Origin of the sequence: Trichocoleus sp. ST-U1, from assembly GCF_039961835.1 — a bacterium.
Taxonomy (GTDB): domain Bacteria; phylum Cyanobacteriota; class Cyanobacteriia; order Cyanobacteriales; family FACHB-T130; genus FACHB-T130.
Map to the genome: position 1 here is coordinate 1 of NZ_JAMPJZ010000013.1, position 17,397 is coordinate 17,397.

Annotated in this window: 13 protein-coding genes; 7 read left to right on the forward strand and 6 right to left on the reverse strand. The window is 49.0% G+C overall.

Translation table 11 applies throughout. From position 1 onward, the window contains the following. Positions 1-167: 167 nt before the first annotated feature. Positions 168-2,390, reverse strand: coding sequence for a CHAT domain-containing tetratricopeptide repeat protein (locus NDA06_RS07345; protein ID WP_348251699.1), 2,223 nt, complete (start codon positions 2,388-2,390; stop codon positions 168-170). Between the two features lie 67 nt (positions 2,391-2,457). Beyond that, positions 2,458-3,777, reverse strand: a complete 1,320-nt coding sequence (locus tag NDA06_RS07350) for a CHAT domain-containing protein (RefSeq protein ID WP_190985193.1) — start codon at positions 3,775-3,777, stop codon at positions 2,458-2,460. Between NDA06_RS07350 and NDA06_RS07355 the strand changes: the two genes are divergently transcribed. Then, complete coding sequence (locus NDA06_RS07355; protein WP_190414778.1) at positions 3,776-3,967, forward strand: hypothetical protein; 192 nt, start codon at positions 3,776-3,778, stop codon at positions 3,965-3,967. The genes NDA06_RS07350 and NDA06_RS07355 overlap by 2 nt on opposite strands. An 86-nt stretch (positions 3,968-4,053) precedes the next feature. Next, positions 4,054-5,247, forward strand: a complete 1,194-nt coding sequence (locus NDA06_RS07360; RefSeq protein WP_190414777.1) for an HhoA/HhoB/HtrA family serine endopeptidase — start codon at positions 4,054-4,056, stop codon at positions 5,245-5,247. 266 nt (positions 5,248-5,513) lie between these two features. Here the strand turns inward: NDA06_RS07360 and dnaK are convergent, their stop codons facing one another. Both dnaK and NDA06_RS07370 read right to left on the reverse strand, forming a co-directional pair. Then, entirely contained in the window at positions 5,514-7,439 is a 1,926-nt protein-coding gene (dnaK, locus tag NDA06_RS07365) for a molecular chaperone DnaK (RefSeq protein ID WP_190414776.1), read from the reverse strand. A gap of 257 nt (positions 7,440-7,696) precedes the next feature. After that, a complete protein-coding gene (locus tag NDA06_RS07370) occupies positions 7,697-7,834 on the reverse strand; it encodes a hypothetical protein (protein ID WP_190985194.1) in 138 nt (45 codons plus the stop codon). A gap of 96 nt (positions 7,835-7,930) precedes the next feature. On the opposite strand from NDA06_RS07370, the gene NDA06_RS07375 reads away from it, so the two are divergent. From NDA06_RS07375 to NDA06_RS07385, 3 genes are all read left to right on the forward strand, one after another. Then, a complete protein-coding gene (locus NDA06_RS07375) occupies positions 7,931-8,968 on the forward strand; it encodes an ADP-ribosylglycohydrolase family protein (protein ID WP_190985195.1) in 1,038 nt (345 codons plus the stop codon). Between the two features lie 103 nt (positions 8,969-9,071). Then, a complete protein-coding gene (gene dusB, locus NDA06_RS07380; RefSeq protein ID WP_190985196.1) occupies positions 9,072-10,130 on the forward strand; it encodes a tRNA dihydrouridine synthase DusB in 1,059 nt (352 codons plus the stop codon). A 90-nt stretch (positions 10,131-10,220) separates the two neighbouring features. After that, positions 10,221-11,981 carry a serine/threonine-protein kinase gene (locus NDA06_RS07385; RefSeq protein WP_190985197.1) on the forward strand — a complete coding sequence of 587 codons (1,761 nt, stop codon included), beginning with the start codon at positions 10,221-10,223 and terminating at the stop codon, positions 11,979-11,981. 68 nt (positions 11,982-12,049) lie between these two features. On the opposite strand, the gene NDA06_RS07390 is transcribed toward NDA06_RS07385, so the two are convergent. Next, on the reverse strand, positions 12,050-12,973 hold the full coding sequence (locus tag NDA06_RS07390; protein WP_190985198.1) for a DMT family transporter: 924 nt from the start codon (positions 12,971-12,973) through the stop codon (positions 12,050-12,052). A gap of 89 nt (positions 12,974-13,062) precedes the next feature. Continuing rightward, positions 13,063-15,108, reverse strand: a complete 2,046-nt coding sequence (ligA, locus tag NDA06_RS07395; RefSeq protein WP_190985199.1) for an NAD-dependent DNA ligase LigA — start codon at positions 15,106-15,108, stop codon at positions 13,063-13,065. A 189-nt stretch (positions 15,109-15,297) separates the two neighbouring features. Between ligA and NDA06_RS07400 the strand changes: the two genes are divergently transcribed. Both NDA06_RS07400 and NDA06_RS07405 read left to right on the forward strand, forming a co-directional pair. Then, complete coding sequence (locus NDA06_RS07400) at positions 15,298-15,480, forward strand: hypothetical protein (RefSeq protein WP_190985200.1); 183 nt, start codon at positions 15,298-15,300, stop codon at positions 15,478-15,480. A gap of 156 nt (positions 15,481-15,636) precedes the next feature. Next, a complete protein-coding gene (locus tag NDA06_RS07405) occupies positions 15,637-17,304 on the forward strand; it encodes a DUF3352 domain-containing protein (RefSeq protein WP_190985201.1) in 1,668 nt (555 codons plus the stop codon). Positions 17,305-17,397: the final 93 nt, after the last annotated feature.

The following is a 17,397-nucleotide window of genomic DNA, read 5'->3' on the forward strand; positions in this document are numbered from 1 at the left end:
ATCGACATGACAAAACAAGGATTCTAAACTAAGCATGGGGTGGTGAGATGCGTTGAGAATTAGGTACTTTCAACTGTATCTGTTCCACCCCTCCTTATCCCGAACTCACGTTAGTTAGAAATAAATTCTCTAACAAATTTTTGTCAAGCGCTCAGATGAATATTGCCTTATTCAGCTTCGCCAATCAAAGTAAATGCCGCCCACTGCAAGGGATCTGAATATTGTTGCTGTTTCATGGTTGTCAGCATCGCATTTCGCAATGCCGTAGCTTTATCAGCCTTTTGCTGAAGATTTTTATAAAACTCCGTCATCAAAAAAGCAGTCGAATTATCCGGGACTTGCCACAGGGAGACCACTACGCTAGGCACCCCAGCGGAAATTAAAGAACGAGATAAACCGATGACACCATCCCCAGTGATGCGTCCTCGTCCGGTGTCGCAAGCACTGAGAACCACTAATTCAGCATTCAATTTTAGATTAAGGATTTCTTCAGCAGTGAGCAACCCGTCGTCGTTGTTAGATGGAGTGAGAGCGATCGCACTTCCCAATCCCCGGTAATCATCTAGTAAGCCATGAGTAGCTAGATGAATGATTCGCGCTTTAGGCAATGCTTGCGCGATCGCGACTTTGGTGGCTTGGCTACCAGTAATTGCTTGAGTTTTGAGTAATTTAGCAATATCTTTGGCTTCCTGTTCCGCCCACGGCAAATTAGATAACGGTTGCGCTGATTCTCCAGGGTTCAGCACCACTTTGGGCATTGTCGGATTGCCCACTACCAATGCCCCTTGTAGAGATGCGATTGATTGCTTCTCTACACGTTGCCTTTGCTGATGAGTTAAATCCAGCACTTGAATTGAAGGAGCCGTGAGAATCGTATGTTTTTCAATCAGGTATTTGCCAGAAGCATCTTGGAGAGCTGGGAAGGGGACTAGGAATAGTTCTGTTTGAGGGATAAAAATTACACGAGCATTCGGATCGGTTGGCAGCTCTTTGGCAATCGGTTCTATCAGTAATTGATGCAGATGCTGTAATCTTTTAGTTGGCCTTTCTTCCTCTATTAGCGCTACTTCAATGCCACCACGTCCCCTTACGCCCATTGATTGACGGGTGTTGGTAACAAGGTTTTGTAGAGAAGAATTCTCTTTTTGCCACAAGGGTTTGAGGTCACTGCGACCAAATGTCACTTCACCTGTGGGTTTGATAATCCAAATAAAAAGTTCTGATTCCTTGGTTTGTTGTTTACCTTGAACTTTGAACTCATTGTAAATAATCGAATATTGAACGAGGGTGGCATTTTGAGTTTTGGCAATTTGTTGAATCTGTGAAATTGTCGGCTGTAGATACTTTGCCGGTAACGTCTCTACAGAGTTCGGGGATAATCGCCTCGACAGCAACTCCACAAACGCCCGTGCCCGACCCCGTTCGGCAATTTCCAGTGCTGCATCGGTCTTATTCTGAGCAATCAGGACTTGTTGTAAAGTGCGATAGGTGCGAACTTGCTGCTCGAAAATTGAAACTTTATTGGCATCGTCGCTGCCTAATCTTTCTCGGAGAGATTCCCTAACCTCCATTCCATCGATTAGAGTTTTCTCTGCTGCCGCAAGATTGCCAGATTTGTAGAGAGCAACTCCCAGATTTTCCAGAGCTGTCCCCTCACTTTGGCGGTCTTTAATCTCCCGTGCGATCGCCAACACCTGCTGGGAGTACTCAATCGCCTTGGCATAGTCCCTCAGGTCAAGGTAAGCAAGTCCCAGATTTCCCAGAGCTTTCCCCTCACCCTGGCGGTCTTTAATCTCCCGCGCGATCGCCAAATGCTGCTGTTGGTACTCAATGGCCTTGGCATAGTCCCCCAGGGAACGGTAAGCAACTCCCAGATTTCCCAGTGCTGTCCCCTCAATTTGGCGGTCTTTAATCTCCCGTGCGCTCGCCAAATGCTGTTGTTGGTACTCAATCGCCTTGGCATAGTCCCCCAGGTTAAGGTAAGCAACTCCCAGATTTCCCAGAGCTGCTCCCTCACTTTGGCGGTCTTTAATCTCCCGCGCGATCGCCAAATGCTGCTGTTGGTACTCAATGGCCTTGGCATAGTCCCCCAGGGAATCGTAAGCAACTCCTAGATTTCCCAGTGCTGCTCCCTCACCCTCGCGGTCTTTAATTTCTCGATAGATAATCAGTGCCTGTTGCCAAGACTGTAATGCTGCCTCAAATTGACCGATCTGATACTGGTGAATCCCTTGATCTAGCAGTCGGTCGGCTTTCGCTTTCCGGTCAGCTTGGGTTTGAGCTAACACCCGTGGCGCTCTTAAAGGTGCTGGAAAATTGGCAGCTAAAGGTGCCGAGACGGAGGCAACAAAGGCGATGAAGGCGATTAGACTGATTCTACGAGAATGCATAGTTGGCTAGGTAAATGAACTGAGTTGTCAAATAGCTGGGATGAAGATAGGCACAGAGGCGCTGTCTCTACGGTTCGCCGATGAGGATGAAAGCCGCCCAGTTTATTGGGTTGGGGTGCTGTTTCATCGTCGCTAGCATGGCGTTTTGCAGTGCAACTGCTTTATCGGGATTCGATTGCAGATTTTTATAAAACTCGGTCATTAGAAAGGCAGTCGGCTCATCCGATATCAACCCTAGGGGAGCGATCGCGCTGGGAACTCCCGCTGCTAGAAAAGAGCGCGTTAGCCCAATCACGCCATCTTCGGTAATGCGACCCAAACCCGCATCACAGGCGCTCAGGACAACTAACTCAGCGTTTAGCTTCAAATTCAGGATTTCTTCTGCTGTCAGCAACCCATCATCGGTGTTAGAGGGAGCCAAAGCGATCGCATTTCTCAATGCCTCCTCCTCATCGATTAACCCAGTCGTTGCGAGATGAATAATTCGCGCTTGGGGCATTTGCTGCACAATCGCGGTCTCAGTTGCTGCGTCGCCGGTAAGCGCTTGGGTATTGAAGAGATTCGCGATCGCGTTTGCTTCCTGTTCCGCTCCGGGCAGTTGCTGTAACAACACCGGCTTTTGTCCTATCTTGGGAGGAACGCGGGGCATCGTCGGATTCCCCACCACCAGCACATCCTTGGCAATCCCTTGGATTCGCTGTCGATGCTTGTAAAGTAAAGCCAGCGCCTGAATTGAGGGAGCGGTAAAAATTGCGTGTCGCTCGATCAGGTATTTGCCTTGTTTATCTTGCAGCGCTGCGAAGGGAAGCAGAAACAGAGATTTTTGCGGGATAAAGGCGACACGAGCGTTCGGAGCTTTTGGCAACAATTCGGCAATCGGCTCAACGAGCAGCTGATGAAGTTGCTGTAACTGCTTGCTTGGGCGATTGTCCTGTTTTGTCGTTACGAAGATGCCACTCTTATTTGCAGCACTCCCAATCCCCATCGCCGCACGACTACTACTCACCAACTCTGAGAGAGAGGTATTTTGCTTCTGCCACAACGGTCTCAGGTCAACCCGTCGTAAGGTGATTTCACCTGTGGGTTGAACCACCCAAATCAGCAGTTCTGATTCCTGGGTTTGTTCTTTTCCTTGAACGGGGAACGTCTCGTAATTAATTGAGTATTCAACGAGTGTAGCGTTGTGTTCCTTAGCAACTTGTCGAATTTGTTCGATATTGATTGGATTGACGGTCGCTGGAGCCTCTGGAGTTTGTGCCAACACCTGAGAGCCAGGGAAAATTTCAGCCGTCTTCCCTGGGAAAGGGGTTAAGACAGTTGCCACAAAAGTAATCAGTAAGGGTACAAGATTTTGCACCCCGGTAAGGCTGATTTTCTGGAGTTGCATGGCTGACAAGGTAAGTAGATGTACGGACAGTGTTTACACTGTCTTAGCCCAGGGAATCGGGCGTGTCCAGTGTTGGCTGTATCCTGGGGTAGTGGTGACGCCAACGCGACAAACCAAGCGATCGCGTATGCACTCTGATGCGCTGTTTGTGCCTCCTCTTGGGCACCCCAATATCTTGAAACCCAGTTAAAACTCTACCCAAATGCTGCTCATCCACAGCATTTTTTGATTAGAGTGGAATTATTACCTGTATTGCTGTCCTTCAGCCCAAAGACCATGAGTTTACTTGTCAAACAGCTGACCACTTATCTAGCTTTGCTGGCTATCGGCGGTGGTGCAGGAATATATGCCAGTCGCCATTTCGCAGCAGACAACCCCAGTGTCGAAGGCAGAATCCCATCAGCGATTCCAGCCGCGCTACAGCAAATCTCCCCGCCCCAGAATCGCGCTCCCCAAGAGAACCTGAATTTTATTGCCGAAGCAGCCGAAAAAGTTGGCCCTGCTGTCGTGCGAATTGATGCGGCTCGTACCGTATCGCAGGACATTCCAGATACTTTCAGAAGCCCGTTTTTCCGACGATTTTTTGGGAATGAAACGCCGGTTCCGGAAGAACGGGTGGAACGAGGTACCGGATCTGGCTTCATTCTCAGTGCTGATGGTCGCTTAATGACAAATGCCCACGTTGTCGCGGGGTCAGATAAGGTCAAGGTGACGCTCAAAGATGGTCGGACGATGGAGGGTCAAGTTGTGGGAGCCGATCCGGTTACGGATGTGGCAGTTGTCAAAATTGATGCGACAAAGTTGCCGACGGTACGCTTGGGAGACTCGAATAACTTAATACCGGGACAGTGGGCGATCGCAATTGGCAATCCCCTCGGTCTAGATAACACGGTGACGGTGGGTATCGTCAGCGCGACGGGTCGTTCCAGTTCGCAGGTAGGTGTCCCGGATAAGCGAGTCAGATTTATCCAAACCGATGCCGCTATCAACCCCGGTAATTCCGGAGGTCCCTTGCTAAATGCCAGGGGTGAAGTGATTGGGATTAATACAGCCATTCGGGCAAATGCTCAGGGACTCGGTTTTGCCATCCCGATTGAAACCGCCGAACGAGTCGCCAATCAGCTATTTAGCAAAGGTCGCGTCGAGCATCCCTACATGGGAATTCAAATGGTAACGCTGACGCCGGAACTAAAAGACGACATTAACAAAGACAATGAGGCAGGCTTCAAAGTTACGCAGGATAAAGGCGTTGTCATCGTTCGGGTGGTCAAAAACTCTCCCGCAGAACGCGCTGGCTTGCGTGCAGGAGATGTGATCCAGAAAGTTGGCGGTCAAGCGGTCGCAAGTGCCGATCAAGTGCAAGAACGGGTAGAAGCAAGTAGCGTCGGCTCCAGATTAGAAGTAGAGGTCAACCGTAGCGGTCGGACTGAAACTGTCCAAGTACAACCTGGTGCCTTCCCCGTGGAATAGTACAGATAATTTTATCTGTTTTAAACGCAAAGGTAGCGCTGTCGCGCCGCTTCGCTAACGCAAAAGTTGACGCAAAGCAGTAGTAGGCTGGGTTGAGACACGAAACCTAGCATCTTAGACTAGACCCGCTCCGCAGAAGCGGGTCTTTTTGACACAAGCAGAAAGTAACCCTGCGTCTTTTTGTCAAAAAAAGGGCTGATGAGCGCCCAAAAGCAATTCATCAACCCTTATTAGCAATTAGCACTTAGCACTTAGCACTTAGCTAATTACTTGCTTTCCGTAAAATCAGCATCAATTACATCATCCCCAGTACCAGTGGACTGACTGGAACCACCACCACCAGGGGTGCCGGTGCCATCGCCAGGAGCTGCACCTGCGCCGCCTGCTTGTTGATAGATGTTCGTGCCGATGGTGTAGAGAGCCTGCTGTAGCTCTGTGGTGAGCGTCTTGATGCGCTCATCGTCTTCCTTAGCGATCGCATCGCGCAGGTCTTTGACCAATCCATCGACCTTGCTCTTGTCAGCAGCGGGAACCTTGTCACCCAAGTCAGCCATTTGCTTCTCAGCTTGGTAAACGAGGGAGTCAGCTTGGTTCTTGCGGTCAATCTTCTCACGACGCTCCCGGTCAGTGGAGGCATTTTGTTCGGCTTCCTTAACCATCCGCTCCACTTCGTTTTGGGGCAGGGTGGAAGCACCCGTGATGCTGATTGATTGCTCTTTACCAGTACCGCGATCCTTAGCTGTGACGTTCAGGATACCGTTGGCGTCAATATCGAAGGTAACTTCAATTTGTGGCATTCCACGAGGAGCCAGAGGAATCCCATCCAGACGGAAGATCCCCAACTCTTTGTTGTTCGCCGCCATCTCCCGTTCGCCTTGCAGAATCTTGATTTCTACGTTGGTCTGATTATCTACAGCAGTAGAGAAGACCTCAGACTTCTTGGTAGGAATCGTGGTGTTGCGGGGGATAATCTTGGTCATCACGCCGCCAAGGGTTTCCACACCCAAAGACAGCGGGGTAACGTCGAGTAGCAACAGTCCTTCAGTTCCAGCTTCACCTGTGAGGACACCGGCTTGAATTGCGGCACCGATAGCTACCACTTCATCCGGGTTGACGGTTTGATTGGGTTCTTTGCCCAAAACCCGCTTCACCAGTTCTTGTACGGCAGGAATCCGGGTAGAACCACCGACCAGCACGACTTCATTAATTGCACTCTTGTCTTGCTTGGCGTCGCGCAGGGCGTTCTCTACAGGAATGCGGCAGCGATCGATCAAGTCAGCGCAGAGTCCTTCAAACTGAGCGCGAGTCAGGGTCATATCCAGGTGCTTTGGACCATCCTGGGTAGCGGTGATAAATGGCAGGTTGATTTCCGCTTGGGTAACGCTAGATAACTCAATCTTGGCTTTTTCAGCGGCTTCGGTGAGGCGCTGGAGGGCTTGACGGTCTTTACGGAGGTCAATGCCTTCAGATTTTCTGAATTCTTCGGCTAAGTAGTCAACGATTTTCTTGTCGAAGTCGTCACCACCCAGGTGAGTGTCACCAGAGGTCGCTAACACTTCAAACACGCCATCGCCCATTTCCAGGATGGATACGTCGAAGGTACCGCCACCCAGGTCAAATACCAGAATGGTTTCGTTGGCCTTTCTTTCGAGTCCGTACGCCAAGGAAGCGGCGGTCGGCTCGTTGATAATCCGCATTACATCAATCCCGGCAATCTTACCAGCATCTTTGGTAGCTTGGCGCTGGGAGTCGTTGAAGTAAGCGGGAACGGTGATTACAGCTTGGGTAACGGTCTCTCCAAGGTACTTGCTGGCATCATCCACCAGCTTGCGAAGCACTTGGGCAGAAATTTCTTCTGGTGCAAACTGCTTGCTCTGAGCGGGGCAGTCTAGCTTAACGTTGCCGTTGCTGTCGCGCAGCACTTTGTAAGAAACTTCGGTGGCTTCGTGGGTGATTTCTTCAAATTTGCGTCCGATAAAACGCTTGACCGAATAGAAGGTGTTTTCGGGGTTCATCACCGATTGACGCTTGGCGATTTGACCCACTAAGCGATCGCCATTCTTGGCAAATGCTACGACAGAGGGGGTTGTCCGAAAACCTTCTGCGTTGGCGATCACGGTGGGTTTACCACCTTCCATCACTGCTACGCAGGAGTTTGTCGTACCTAAGTCAATTCCAACTACTTTTGCCATAGGGGTATTTCGGCTTCCTAATAACTACAAAAACTTTTGAGGGCGGATACGGAACTACAAATTGAACCAACCGGGTTAAATCAGCAGCTCTTTCCAGATTTAATAACCATTGGTGCGTGCGTACCGATCTATATAGTGTGCGGGATTAGCCACTCTGGTGTTGTGGGGTTTTCCGAACCTGAGGAAGGACGGTTAACCTTCAGGAGGCATCCCCTTTGGCTCAATCACTTAACATCTGCTGATTGCTTTCACTGTGTCTACTGTAAGGAAATCAGGGGCTTTAGGTATGGGGGCAAGCCGTAATTAAATAGGTGTATTTGCCGTCTAGAGGAGGTCAAGGCGATCGCGTTTGGCTCGTTGGAGTCTCTAGAAACACCGCTTAAATCATTCATCATCCTGTTCGTTCTAAAAGTTTGTATTATATGTATTACAAAGGATGCGATTTTCGATCCATCGTTCGGAATTCATAAAAAAGAAGAGTTGTACTATCTATGCGCCGTGCTTCTGGATGCCTGTTTGGCTTAGCTTTTGGTGACGCGCTCGGTGCTGTAACTGAGTTTCTCAATGTTGAGGAGATCCTGCGCCGCTTCCCACCCCAAGGGCCGCAGCAACCAATGGGCAATCCGGGTCGCGTTACAGATGACACGCAGATGACTTTAGCGGTTGGAGAGGCACTTTTGGAAGTAATACCGCCTTTGGGTGCTGAGAGCCTAGAGCCGCTGCTACGCCGCGCCTTCATCGACTGGTGGGACAGTCCTGACAATAACCGGGCACCCGGAAGAACTTGTCTGAATGCCTGCGCTAACTTGGCGACTGACCTGCCGTGGCAGCAGGCAACGGTGGCAAACTCAAAGGGTTGTGGAGCCAATATGCGGGTAGCACCCGTGGGACTCGTCAAGAATTTGAACGAAACGACCCGCGCTGCGATCGCTCAGTTCCAGGCAGCTTTGACCCACGGGCATCCCACCGCTCTTGCCGCCTCGGATTTAACGGCAAGAGCGATCGCTGACCTGGTTGCGGGTGCCAATCCCGAAGGGTTGCCTTCGCGACTTCGCGCCTATGCTGAGGAGCAACGCTCGATCTACCACGCCGACTGGTTGGGGTTGCTCTGGGAACGTCCCTCTATCAATACACCAGAGGAATTTATTACCCGTGGGTGGGATGAATGTTTGTCCATCCTTGACCGTCTGGATGCCGCCTTGGCAAACCCGAACCGGGATGCAGACCCCTGTTTGGCGACGGGGGAAGGATGGATCGCAGAAGAAGCCTTTGCCACAGGTCTACTGTGCTTTCTACTGTTTCCTGAAGAGCCAGTGGCGGCGCTCCGGCGTGCGGCACTCACCGTAGGCGATTCGGACTCTATTGCCTGCCTCACGGGTGCTTTCGCCGGAGCCTATTTAGGAATGGCAGCATGGCCCGAAGAATGGGTCAGCCGCATCGAGTACCGCGATCGCTTAGAAACACTGGGCAACCGATGGGATGAGGAAGCAACTTCAGATGCCAGTGGCGCTCAGGTGCCCTTATCGTAAGCGATCGCAATTCACAATAGAGATCGGGGCGATCGCCATAATCAAATGGTTCAACAGCGATCGCTCGTAAAATGAAAAAGCCCGGTTGACCGCGATAGAACCTATGGTTACTCTTTCTCCTACTCTGCAATCCCGACTCTCGACACCTCTGAAAATTGGCTCTTTTGAAGTCAAAAGCCGGGTTTTACAATCGCCCCTTTCTGGCGTTACCGATATGGTGTTTCGTCGCTTGGTGCGTCGCCATGCACCTGACTCGATGATGTACACCGAGATGGTGAACGCGACGGGACTCCATTACGTGAAGGAACTCCCCAAGATTATGGAGGTAGATCCGAACGAAAGACCGATTAGCATTCAGTTGTTTGACTGTCGCCCCGATTTCTTGGCAGAAGCGGCTGTAATGGCTGTGAAAGAGGGCGCTGATACGGTTGATATCAACATGGGATGCCCGGTCAACAAAATTACCAAAAATGGTGGCGGTTCTTCGTTATTGCGGCAACCAGAAGTCGCTGAGGCAATTGTCCGAGCGGTCGTGAAGGCGGTGAATGTGCCGGTAACGGTGAAAACCCGCATCGGTTGGACAGATAAGGAAATCAATATTCTGGACTTTGCCAAGCGCATGGAAGATGCGGGGGCGCAAATGATTACAGTCCACGGTCGCACTCGTTCCCAAGGTTACACCGGCCCTGCCAAGTGGGAGTGGATTGGTAAAGTCAAGGAAATTCTGTCAATTCCAGTGATTGCCAATGGCGATATGTTTTCCGTGGAGGCGGCAGTGAAGTGTTTGGAGCAAACCGGCGCGGATGGGGTGATGTGTTCGCGGGGAACTCTGGGTTATCCCTTTTTAGTGGGAGAAATTGACTATTTCTTGAAAACTGGGCAAGAAAAGACGCCGCCAACGCCGATACAACGGTTGGAATGTGCCAAAGAACATTTGCAAGCTTTGTGGGAATATAAAGGCGATCGCGGAATTCGGCAAGCTCGCAAGCACATGACTTGGTATGCCAAGGGTTTTGCTGGTGCTGCGGAGTTGCGCGGACATCTAGCGGTGATCGAAAACCTTGAGCAGGGGTTGGAGACGATCGATCGGGCAATTGAACGACTGGCGAATTCCACATGGCACGAGGTTGAAGAAGAGGAGTTAGCGTTAGTGGAGGTTTGAACCGTTCTAGGCGCAGAAGGCGCGAAGGAGAACAAGGGAAGGAAAGCGATCGCCTAGAATAGACGCCATCTACCTGCATTGTTTGCTGTCATGAGCAACTCCTCACACGCTTCTACTCCTCGTCCCCGCTATCAGACCATTCGAGAACTTGGGCGCAATCGCGCCGGGGGTCGCATCACTTATCTGGCAAAGGATAACGTCACAGAACAGTCAGTCATCCTGAAGCGATTTCTATTTGCCCAAGTTGGGTCTGAATGGTCGGGTTTTAAAGCTTACGAGCGCGAGATTCAAGTCTTGCGAGGACTCGATCATCCGGGAATTCCCCGTTATCTCGATTCTTTTGAAACCCCATCTGGCTTTTGTATGGTGCAGGAGCATAAAGACGCCCTGCCTTTATCCTCTCCGCGCAGTTTTGACCCGGATGACATCCAGAAAATTGCTGTTTCTGTCCTAGAGATTCTTGTTTATTTACAAAATCGCATTCCATCTGTAATTCATCGGGATGTTAAACCTGAAAATATCCTCGTAGACGAACAACTAAATGTTTATTTGGTGGATTTTGGCTTAGCTCGAATTGGCAGTGGGGAAATGGCAATGAGCAGCGTCGCCGCCGGGACATTTGGGTTTATGGCACCCGAACAGATATACAACCGCCAGCTAAACGAAGCAACCGATTTATATGGTTTAGGCGCAACACTCATTTGCTTGTTAACTGGGACAAACTCAACAGCAATTGACACCTTATTTGATGAAGATGGTCGGCTTAATTTCAAGCCGCTGCTTCCCAAGCTGAGCCTGCGTTTTGTGGATTGGCTCTCAAAAATGGTCGAACCCAAAGCAAAAGACCGTTTCCCCAATGCTACGGCTGCTTTGGAAGCTCTCAAGCCGATTTATGTTAATCGCTTACCGGAAGTTAAATTTAGCCAACTGGCTCTGGAATTAAAAACAACACAACTAGGCGAAAAATTAACTCAAACCGTTAGTGTTAATAATTCCGTTCCGGACACTTTGCTAGAAGGGACTTGGGAAGTAGCCCCCCACGACAGCGATCCGCGCTATTCCAATTCTCATGCTTGGATTTCCTTTGAACCAGCCACATTTAAGGGTAATCATGCTGATTGCAAAATTACCGTAAATACGAATAAGTTGATGGCAGATAAAACCTATAGTCGTCAGATTTTATTACACACCAATTCTTCCCCAGAAACTTACCCGCTCACGATTACAGTTCGCACAACTCTGCTTGAAACTCCAAAGCCGCCTTATATTTCAATGGCTTTGCTATTAGGAATTGCTTTAGCAATGACTGGATTTTGGACAGGTGCGATCGCTTGGATGGTAGCAATTCTATTCAAATTTACCTCTTGGACATCTGTAGCAATTTTTGAAGTTGGAGTAATCGCGGTATTTTTGGCTTGGTTTAGCGCCGGAACTCTACTGGCAGCAGTTGGCATCAGAACTGTGCTAGGCATAAAGATTGCAGCTTGGTTGACCACTGTGACAATGTTAGTTGTTTTGTTGTCATCAGGGTTCTTACCGGCGGCGATTACTGCCTTGGGAACCTTGGCAGGTCTAGTAATTGGCTTCCTAAATGGGGCAGTCATTAAAAATTATAAAGAAAGGGGATTTCCTGAAAAGATTGCCATTGGCAGCGCACTTTTAATAACAGGTTTCGGCATGAGCTTAGGGACAGGATTCAATGTCGGATTCTTCAATTTCTTTCTGTTTTTATCCTTACTGGGAACCAGTTTATCCTTAGCTGCCATCATGTATTATCCATATCAACAGCGAGAAAAACTGATGGCTAACTATCGCCATGCAACACAAACTAGGCGTTTGATTAAGCCATAGCAGAGATATTGAGGGAAAGAGCGAAATAAAAAGGGCGATCGCTCTTTTTATTTCGCTTGATTATGTATTCAACGAGCTTTTCCTAAAGCGATCGCAATAGAGCCAGATATTACAAAAATCGCCCCTACCACTCCTAAAACAGTCAGGCGTTCCGGTGCAATGAGGGTGGGCAGAAACATTGACACCGCTGATACAGAGATTAAGGTGACAATGGGAGTTGTTGCTAAGACTGCACTTACTCGCGATGCTTCCCAATGTTCCAAAGATTCCGCAAAAGCACCGTAAGCGATGATGGTATTTAAAGCACAGAAAAGCAGCATTCCTAAATGTAAAGGATTCAGCGTCAAAATGGGTTGAGGTGCCGCAAAAGGGCTAAACAAAATAGCACAGCCACCATAGATCAGCAGCATGATATTTGAAGAGGGTAATCTTTGTAGAAGTTGCTTTTGTGCTAAAGCATAAATTGCCCAGGTTACTGCTGCAAAAAAAATTAGCCCGCATCCGATTAAATATTTACCTTGTGCTGTAATTAAATTAGTTAATTGTTCGTGAAAGAATAGGGCAAATCCTAGAGTGAGTACGCTTAAACCTATCCATTGCCGCAGAGTATAACTTTCTTTGAAAACAACCAATCCTCCTAAACCCATTAAAACTGGAGCGAGTTGAATGAGAACTTGGGCGTTAGCGGGTGAAGTTTGGTGTAAACCTTGTAGGAAAAGGATATAGTTAATTGCCAAGAATATAATAGCGATCGCTAACAATCCAAGTGGCGTTGAACGCAATTTTTCGACAGGTGGAAGTTGCCGTCGTGCGGCTAAATAAATGGCTAACAATCCAAACGATACTAAAAAGCGAAACCAAGTGACGGTGTAAACATCGAGTACCTGTAGCGTTACCGTCAGGGCAATGGGCAGAATTCCCCACAAAAATACAGTCACAAGCGATAAGGCTAGCCCTAATCGCCATCTACCGGAACTAGCGTGAAGTGGCATTGGTATATTCTGATAAAAAGGGAAAAGGAGCGATACGTTTTGTGCCGCACGCTCCTACAATCTTTCCTTTGTGTGTTTGCTGTTGACATCTAATCTTCGACGATTTCCAGCAGTTCGGCTTCACTCAGTTGGGTGATTCCCAACGCTTCAGCCTTTTCTAACTTGGAACCGGCATCTTCCCCAACCAGTAAGTAGTCGGTTTTGGTGCTGATGGAACCCGTAACTTTACCACCAGCTTTCTCAATCAACGCTTTCGCCTCGTCGCGCTTCAGAGTCGGCAGCGTGCCAGTAATTACAAAGGTTTTGCCTTGTAGGGGCGAGGGAACGCTTCTACTTTCTACGGATGGGGTTTCTATCTCAGCGGCGAGTTGCAAACCCGCGGCTTTCAGTCTGTCAATTAACGCCTGATTCGCCGGAACTTGGAACCAATCATAAACAGCGTGGGCAATTTCTGGGCCAATACCGTACACTGCTTCAATATTCGCTGCGGATGCGCCAGCTAGTTGCTCAACGGTGGTGAATTTTTGAGTTAAGGTTTGGGCATTGACGCTGCCGACGTGACGAATCCCCAAACCGTATAATACCCGCGACCAAGGCTGAGTTTTTGAGTGCGCGATCGCATCCACCAATTTCTGGGCTAACTTCTTACCCATCCGTTCCAAAGTTCCCAACCTATCAGCGGTTAAATCGTATAAATCTGCAACCGAATTCACCACTCCTTTATCCACCAACTGGTGCATTAATTTTTCGCCCATGCCGTTAATATCCAGTGCATTACGGCTTGCCCAGTGAACCAGCGCCCCTTTGAGGATGGCGGGACAAGAAGCATTCACGCAGCGCGTCACCGCCTCATCAACGGGCTTTACCACTGGCTGATTGCACACCGGGCAACAGGTGGGCATTTGGAAGGATTGAGTCCCCTCTGGGCGGAGTTCTGGCAGTACGCGCACCACTTCGGGAATGATTTCCCCGGCTTTGTGGATAATCACCGTATCGCCAATCCGAATATCGAGCGATCGCACATAATCAATATTGTGCAATGTGGCTCTTTGTACGGTTGTCCCAGCTAATTGCACTGGCTGCAACTCTGCCAACGGCGTCAGCGCCCCCGTTCGCCCGACATTGATAGAAATATTTTCAACACGGGTGGGTGCCTCTTCTGCTGCATATTTCAGCGCGACTGCCCAGCGGGGAAACTTTTGCGTAAATCCCAACTGTTCCTGAAGCGGAATCGAATTTAGCTTCACGACGACCCCATCGGTCATATAGGGTAGATTTAATCGCCCCGTATTCCACTCGTCATAATAATCCCGAACATCTTCTAAAGACTGGCAAAGCTTGCGATTGGGATTCACCTTAAATCCCATTTGTTGCAGCAATTCCAACGATTCCCACTGAGTTCGGGCAACCTCGGCATCATGCTTCCCAGGAATTTGCAACGTATAGGCAAAGAAATCTAGCCGCCGCTTTGCCACAATCCGAGAGTCTAATTGCCGCAAGGTTCCCGCCGCTGCATTGCGAGGATTGGCAAATAACTGCTCGCCAGCTTGCTGCCGTTCCTGATTAATTTGCTTAAACACATCTAAGCCTAAAAACGCCTCGCCGCGAACTTCTACGTGAGTGGGAGGGCTTTCTAAATTCAATCGCAAGGGAATAGCGCGAATTGTCCGCACATTCTGAGTAATATCTTCCCCCGCGATGCCATCCCCCCGCGTCGTCCCTCTCACCAAGATGCCATTTTCATAGGTGAGAGCGATCGCAGAACCGTCAATTTTCAACTCCGCGACATATTCAAAAGTATTGAGTTCGGGAACTTGTCGCCGCCAGCGTTCCTGCCATTTGGCAAATTCCTGAATATTAAAGGCATTTTCCAAACTATAGAGAGGGATATTGTGCCGCACCGAGGAAAACTGAGTTGCCGGTTTCTCACCCACGCGCTGAGTGATGCTGTCCGGTGTTACCAGTTCTGGATACTGGGCTTCTAAGTCTTGCAGTTCCCGATACAGCCGGTCATAGATGGCATCCTCCATGATGGGAGCATCCTGGACATAGTAGGCATAACTGGCTTTGTCCAACAACTGTCGCAGTTCCTGTACCCGCTGCTTGACTGCCTGTGTCACTTCCACGGCATCCATCCCTACTTAAAACTCTATCGTTTCCGCTTTTAGTCTAACTGCCATCACCAGATATAGAACGGCTCTCAATGGATTTCAACACAACCGGAACCTCGCCCCCAGCTCCCTCTCCGCTTTTCGAGAGCCAGGGGGGTTTCATACAGTCAAAGAAAATATCGAGGCATTGCGACATTTAGTAGGGGCGTGTTTATGCCCCTACTCAGTGAAAGAGGGGAGGATCTTGATTTTCCTGGGCAATTTATTGTTGAAAGAGTTTTAAAGCGCGATCGCTTAGCCTTATCTGACCCGAAACCTCTCACCTCGTACCAGCAGGCAATTTTTGTATTTAAACTTCATATTTCTGGTTTGCGGAGTTTAGCCAAATCAGGTTGAAGTATTCCAATAACAATCCTTTTAGTAGGAATCGTGACTAAGCAAAATTACGAATTTTCCTTACAGCGATTCCCGCTAAATCCGCAAAATCCACAATGCCATTTGTGGATGTATCGATAACAATCACAAGCAGTAATAATCTAAGGAAAAATTTAAATGTCTGAAAGAAGACCAAATCGTATAGTTCCTATTATTGTTGGCACTGCCGTTGTAGTAGCCGGAGGCATCGGTACTTATCTTTACTTGAAGGGTTCTTTTAGCGATGCGACCAGCCCTCTTGCAAGTGCCAAAGTGGTGCCGGATGAAGCATTAATGGCGGGTTTTGTCTCCACCGATCCGAAAAACTGGGCGCAATTGCAACAGTTTGGGACTCCGGAAGCCCAAAAATTGGTTGATAAAGGGCTGAAGGATTTCAACAAAGAGATGTTGACTGAATCCAACATCAATTATGAAAAAGATGTTAAGCCTTGGCTGGGTAGCGTGATGTTTGCTGTTCTGCCATCACCGACTGTAAAACCGGCACAAGCGACACCCCCAAAATCGTCACCGGAAGTCCGGATGTTGATGGTGGTTGGCGTCAAAGACAAAGTAAGTGCTTTAAGTTTTGCAAATAAGCTGAAAGCCAAGAAAGCTGGAACCAAACAAATAGATTACAAAGGCATCAAAATAGAGGAAACCACAGATAAAAGTGGCAAAACCTACACGGCTTTGTTAGACAGTCATTTAGTGATGTCCGATGAAAAAGAAGCAGTGCAACTCGCCATTGATACCTTTAAAGGACAACCTTCATTTGCTAGCAAAGCAGGTGCAGCCAGCCTTCTGACTAAGGGTGTAGACGTACAAAACTCCATCGCTCAATTCTATATCCCCGATTATGCGGGGACGGTGCAGCAAGCACTGGCAAATAATCCGAATACGCCCCCGCTTCCTCCAGAAACCCTAAAGCAGTTAAAGGCTGTGCAGTCGGTGGTGATGGGTGTTGGGATTGATAATGCCGGTGTGAGGATGAAGGCGATCGCAAAGGTAGATCCCTCGGTAATGAAAGTTCAGTACAAGGCTTCTCCTGGCAAAGTCGCGTCTCAACTTCCGGCTGAGACAATTGCCCTCATCGCTGGAAATGGAATCAGCCAAACTTGGGCAACGGTTGTCGAACAATCCAAAGCCGATCCCCAAGCCCAGCAGGGGTTTGACATGGCAAGACAGCAACTCAGACTCGTCAATCTTGACCTAGATAAAGATATCTTCGGATGGATGGATGGGGAATTTGCTTTCGCGGCGATTCCATCGACCAAGGGAATCTTAGCACCCGTTGGATTTGGTGGAGCTTTGGTATTTCAAACCAGCGATCGCAAAACGGCTGAAGCCACCTTCAACAAACTGGATGCGATCGCTAAGGGAAATTCAATCGCCGTAGCGCCTAGAAAAATTCAGGGTAAAACCGTCACAGAATGGCAAATCCCGCAACAAGGCGCTTTCTTAGGGCATGGTTGGATAGATGAAAACACGATGTATGTGGCGATTGGTGGCCCCATCGCCGATGTCATGGCAAACAAGCCCAGCCAGCCTTTGGACAATAGCACATCTTTTAAAACGGTCACGGGGTCTTTGCAGAAGCCAAACGCAGGCTATTTTTACCTTGACATGGACAAAACCATGTCTTTGGTGAATCGCCAGCTACCTCCAGCCCAAAAGAGTTCCATCACGCCTGAAACCACTGCAATTCTGAATTCCATGCATGGTATTGGTTTGACCGTGACTCAACCAGACGCATCAACGGGTCAAGTTGAGGTGTTACTTGCACTCAAGCCTAAAACGGGCAAATAGGAAGTCGCGGGGAATGAGTAATTGGTAATATTCTTGAAGGGTGGGCATTGCCCACCCTTCAAGTTTTGGTGGGATAAAAGCTCATCCTACTGA

Bases quoted from the DNA above. Each gene is read 5' to 3' on its own strand.
- NDA06_RS07345 (WP_348251699.1), bottom strand. From the start codon at position 2,390: ATGCATTCTCGTAGAATCAGTCTAATCGCCTTCATCGCCTTTGTTGCC.
- NDA06_RS07355 (WP_190414778.1), top strand. From the start codon at position 3,776: ATGGCTGACAAGGTAAGTAGATGTACGGACAGTGTTTACACTGTCTTA.
- NDA06_RS07350 (WP_190985193.1), bottom strand. From the start codon at position 3,777: ATGCAACTCCAGAAAATCAGCCTTACCGGGGTGCAAAATCTTGTACCC.
- NDA06_RS07360 (WP_190414777.1), top strand. From the start codon at position 4,054: ATGAGTTTACTTGTCAAACAGCTGACCACTTATCTAGCTTTGCTGGCT.
- dnaK (WP_190414776.1), bottom strand. From the start codon at position 7,439: ATGGCAAAAGTAGTTGGAATTGACTTAGGTACGACAAACTCCTGCGTA.
- NDA06_RS07370 (WP_190985194.1), bottom strand. From the start codon at position 7,834: ATGATGAATGATTTAAGCGGTGTTTCTAGAGACTCCAACGAGCCAAAC.
- NDA06_RS07375 (WP_190985195.1), top strand. From the start codon at position 7,931: ATGCGCCGTGCTTCTGGATGCCTGTTTGGCTTAGCTTTTGGTGACGCG.
- dusB (WP_190985196.1), top strand. From the start codon at position 9,072: ATGGTTACTCTTTCTCCTACTCTGCAATCCCGACTCTCGACACCTCTG.
- NDA06_RS07385 (WP_190985197.1), top strand. From the start codon at position 10,221: ATGAGCAACTCCTCACACGCTTCTACTCCTCGTCCCCGCTATCAGACC.
- NDA06_RS07390 (WP_190985198.1), bottom strand. From the start codon at position 12,973: ATGCCACTTCACGCTAGTTCCGGTAGATGGCGATTAGGGCTAGCCTTA.
- ligA (WP_190985199.1), bottom strand. From the start codon at position 15,108: ATGGATGCCGTGGAAGTGACACAGGCAGTCAAGCAGCGGGTACAGGAA.
- NDA06_RS07400 (WP_190985200.1), top strand. From the start codon at position 15,298: ATGCCCCTACTCAGTGAAAGAGGGGAGGATCTTGATTTTCCTGGGCAA.
- NDA06_RS07405 (WP_190985201.1), top strand. From the start codon at position 15,637: ATGTCTGAAAGAAGACCAAATCGTATAGTTCCTATTATTGTTGGCACT.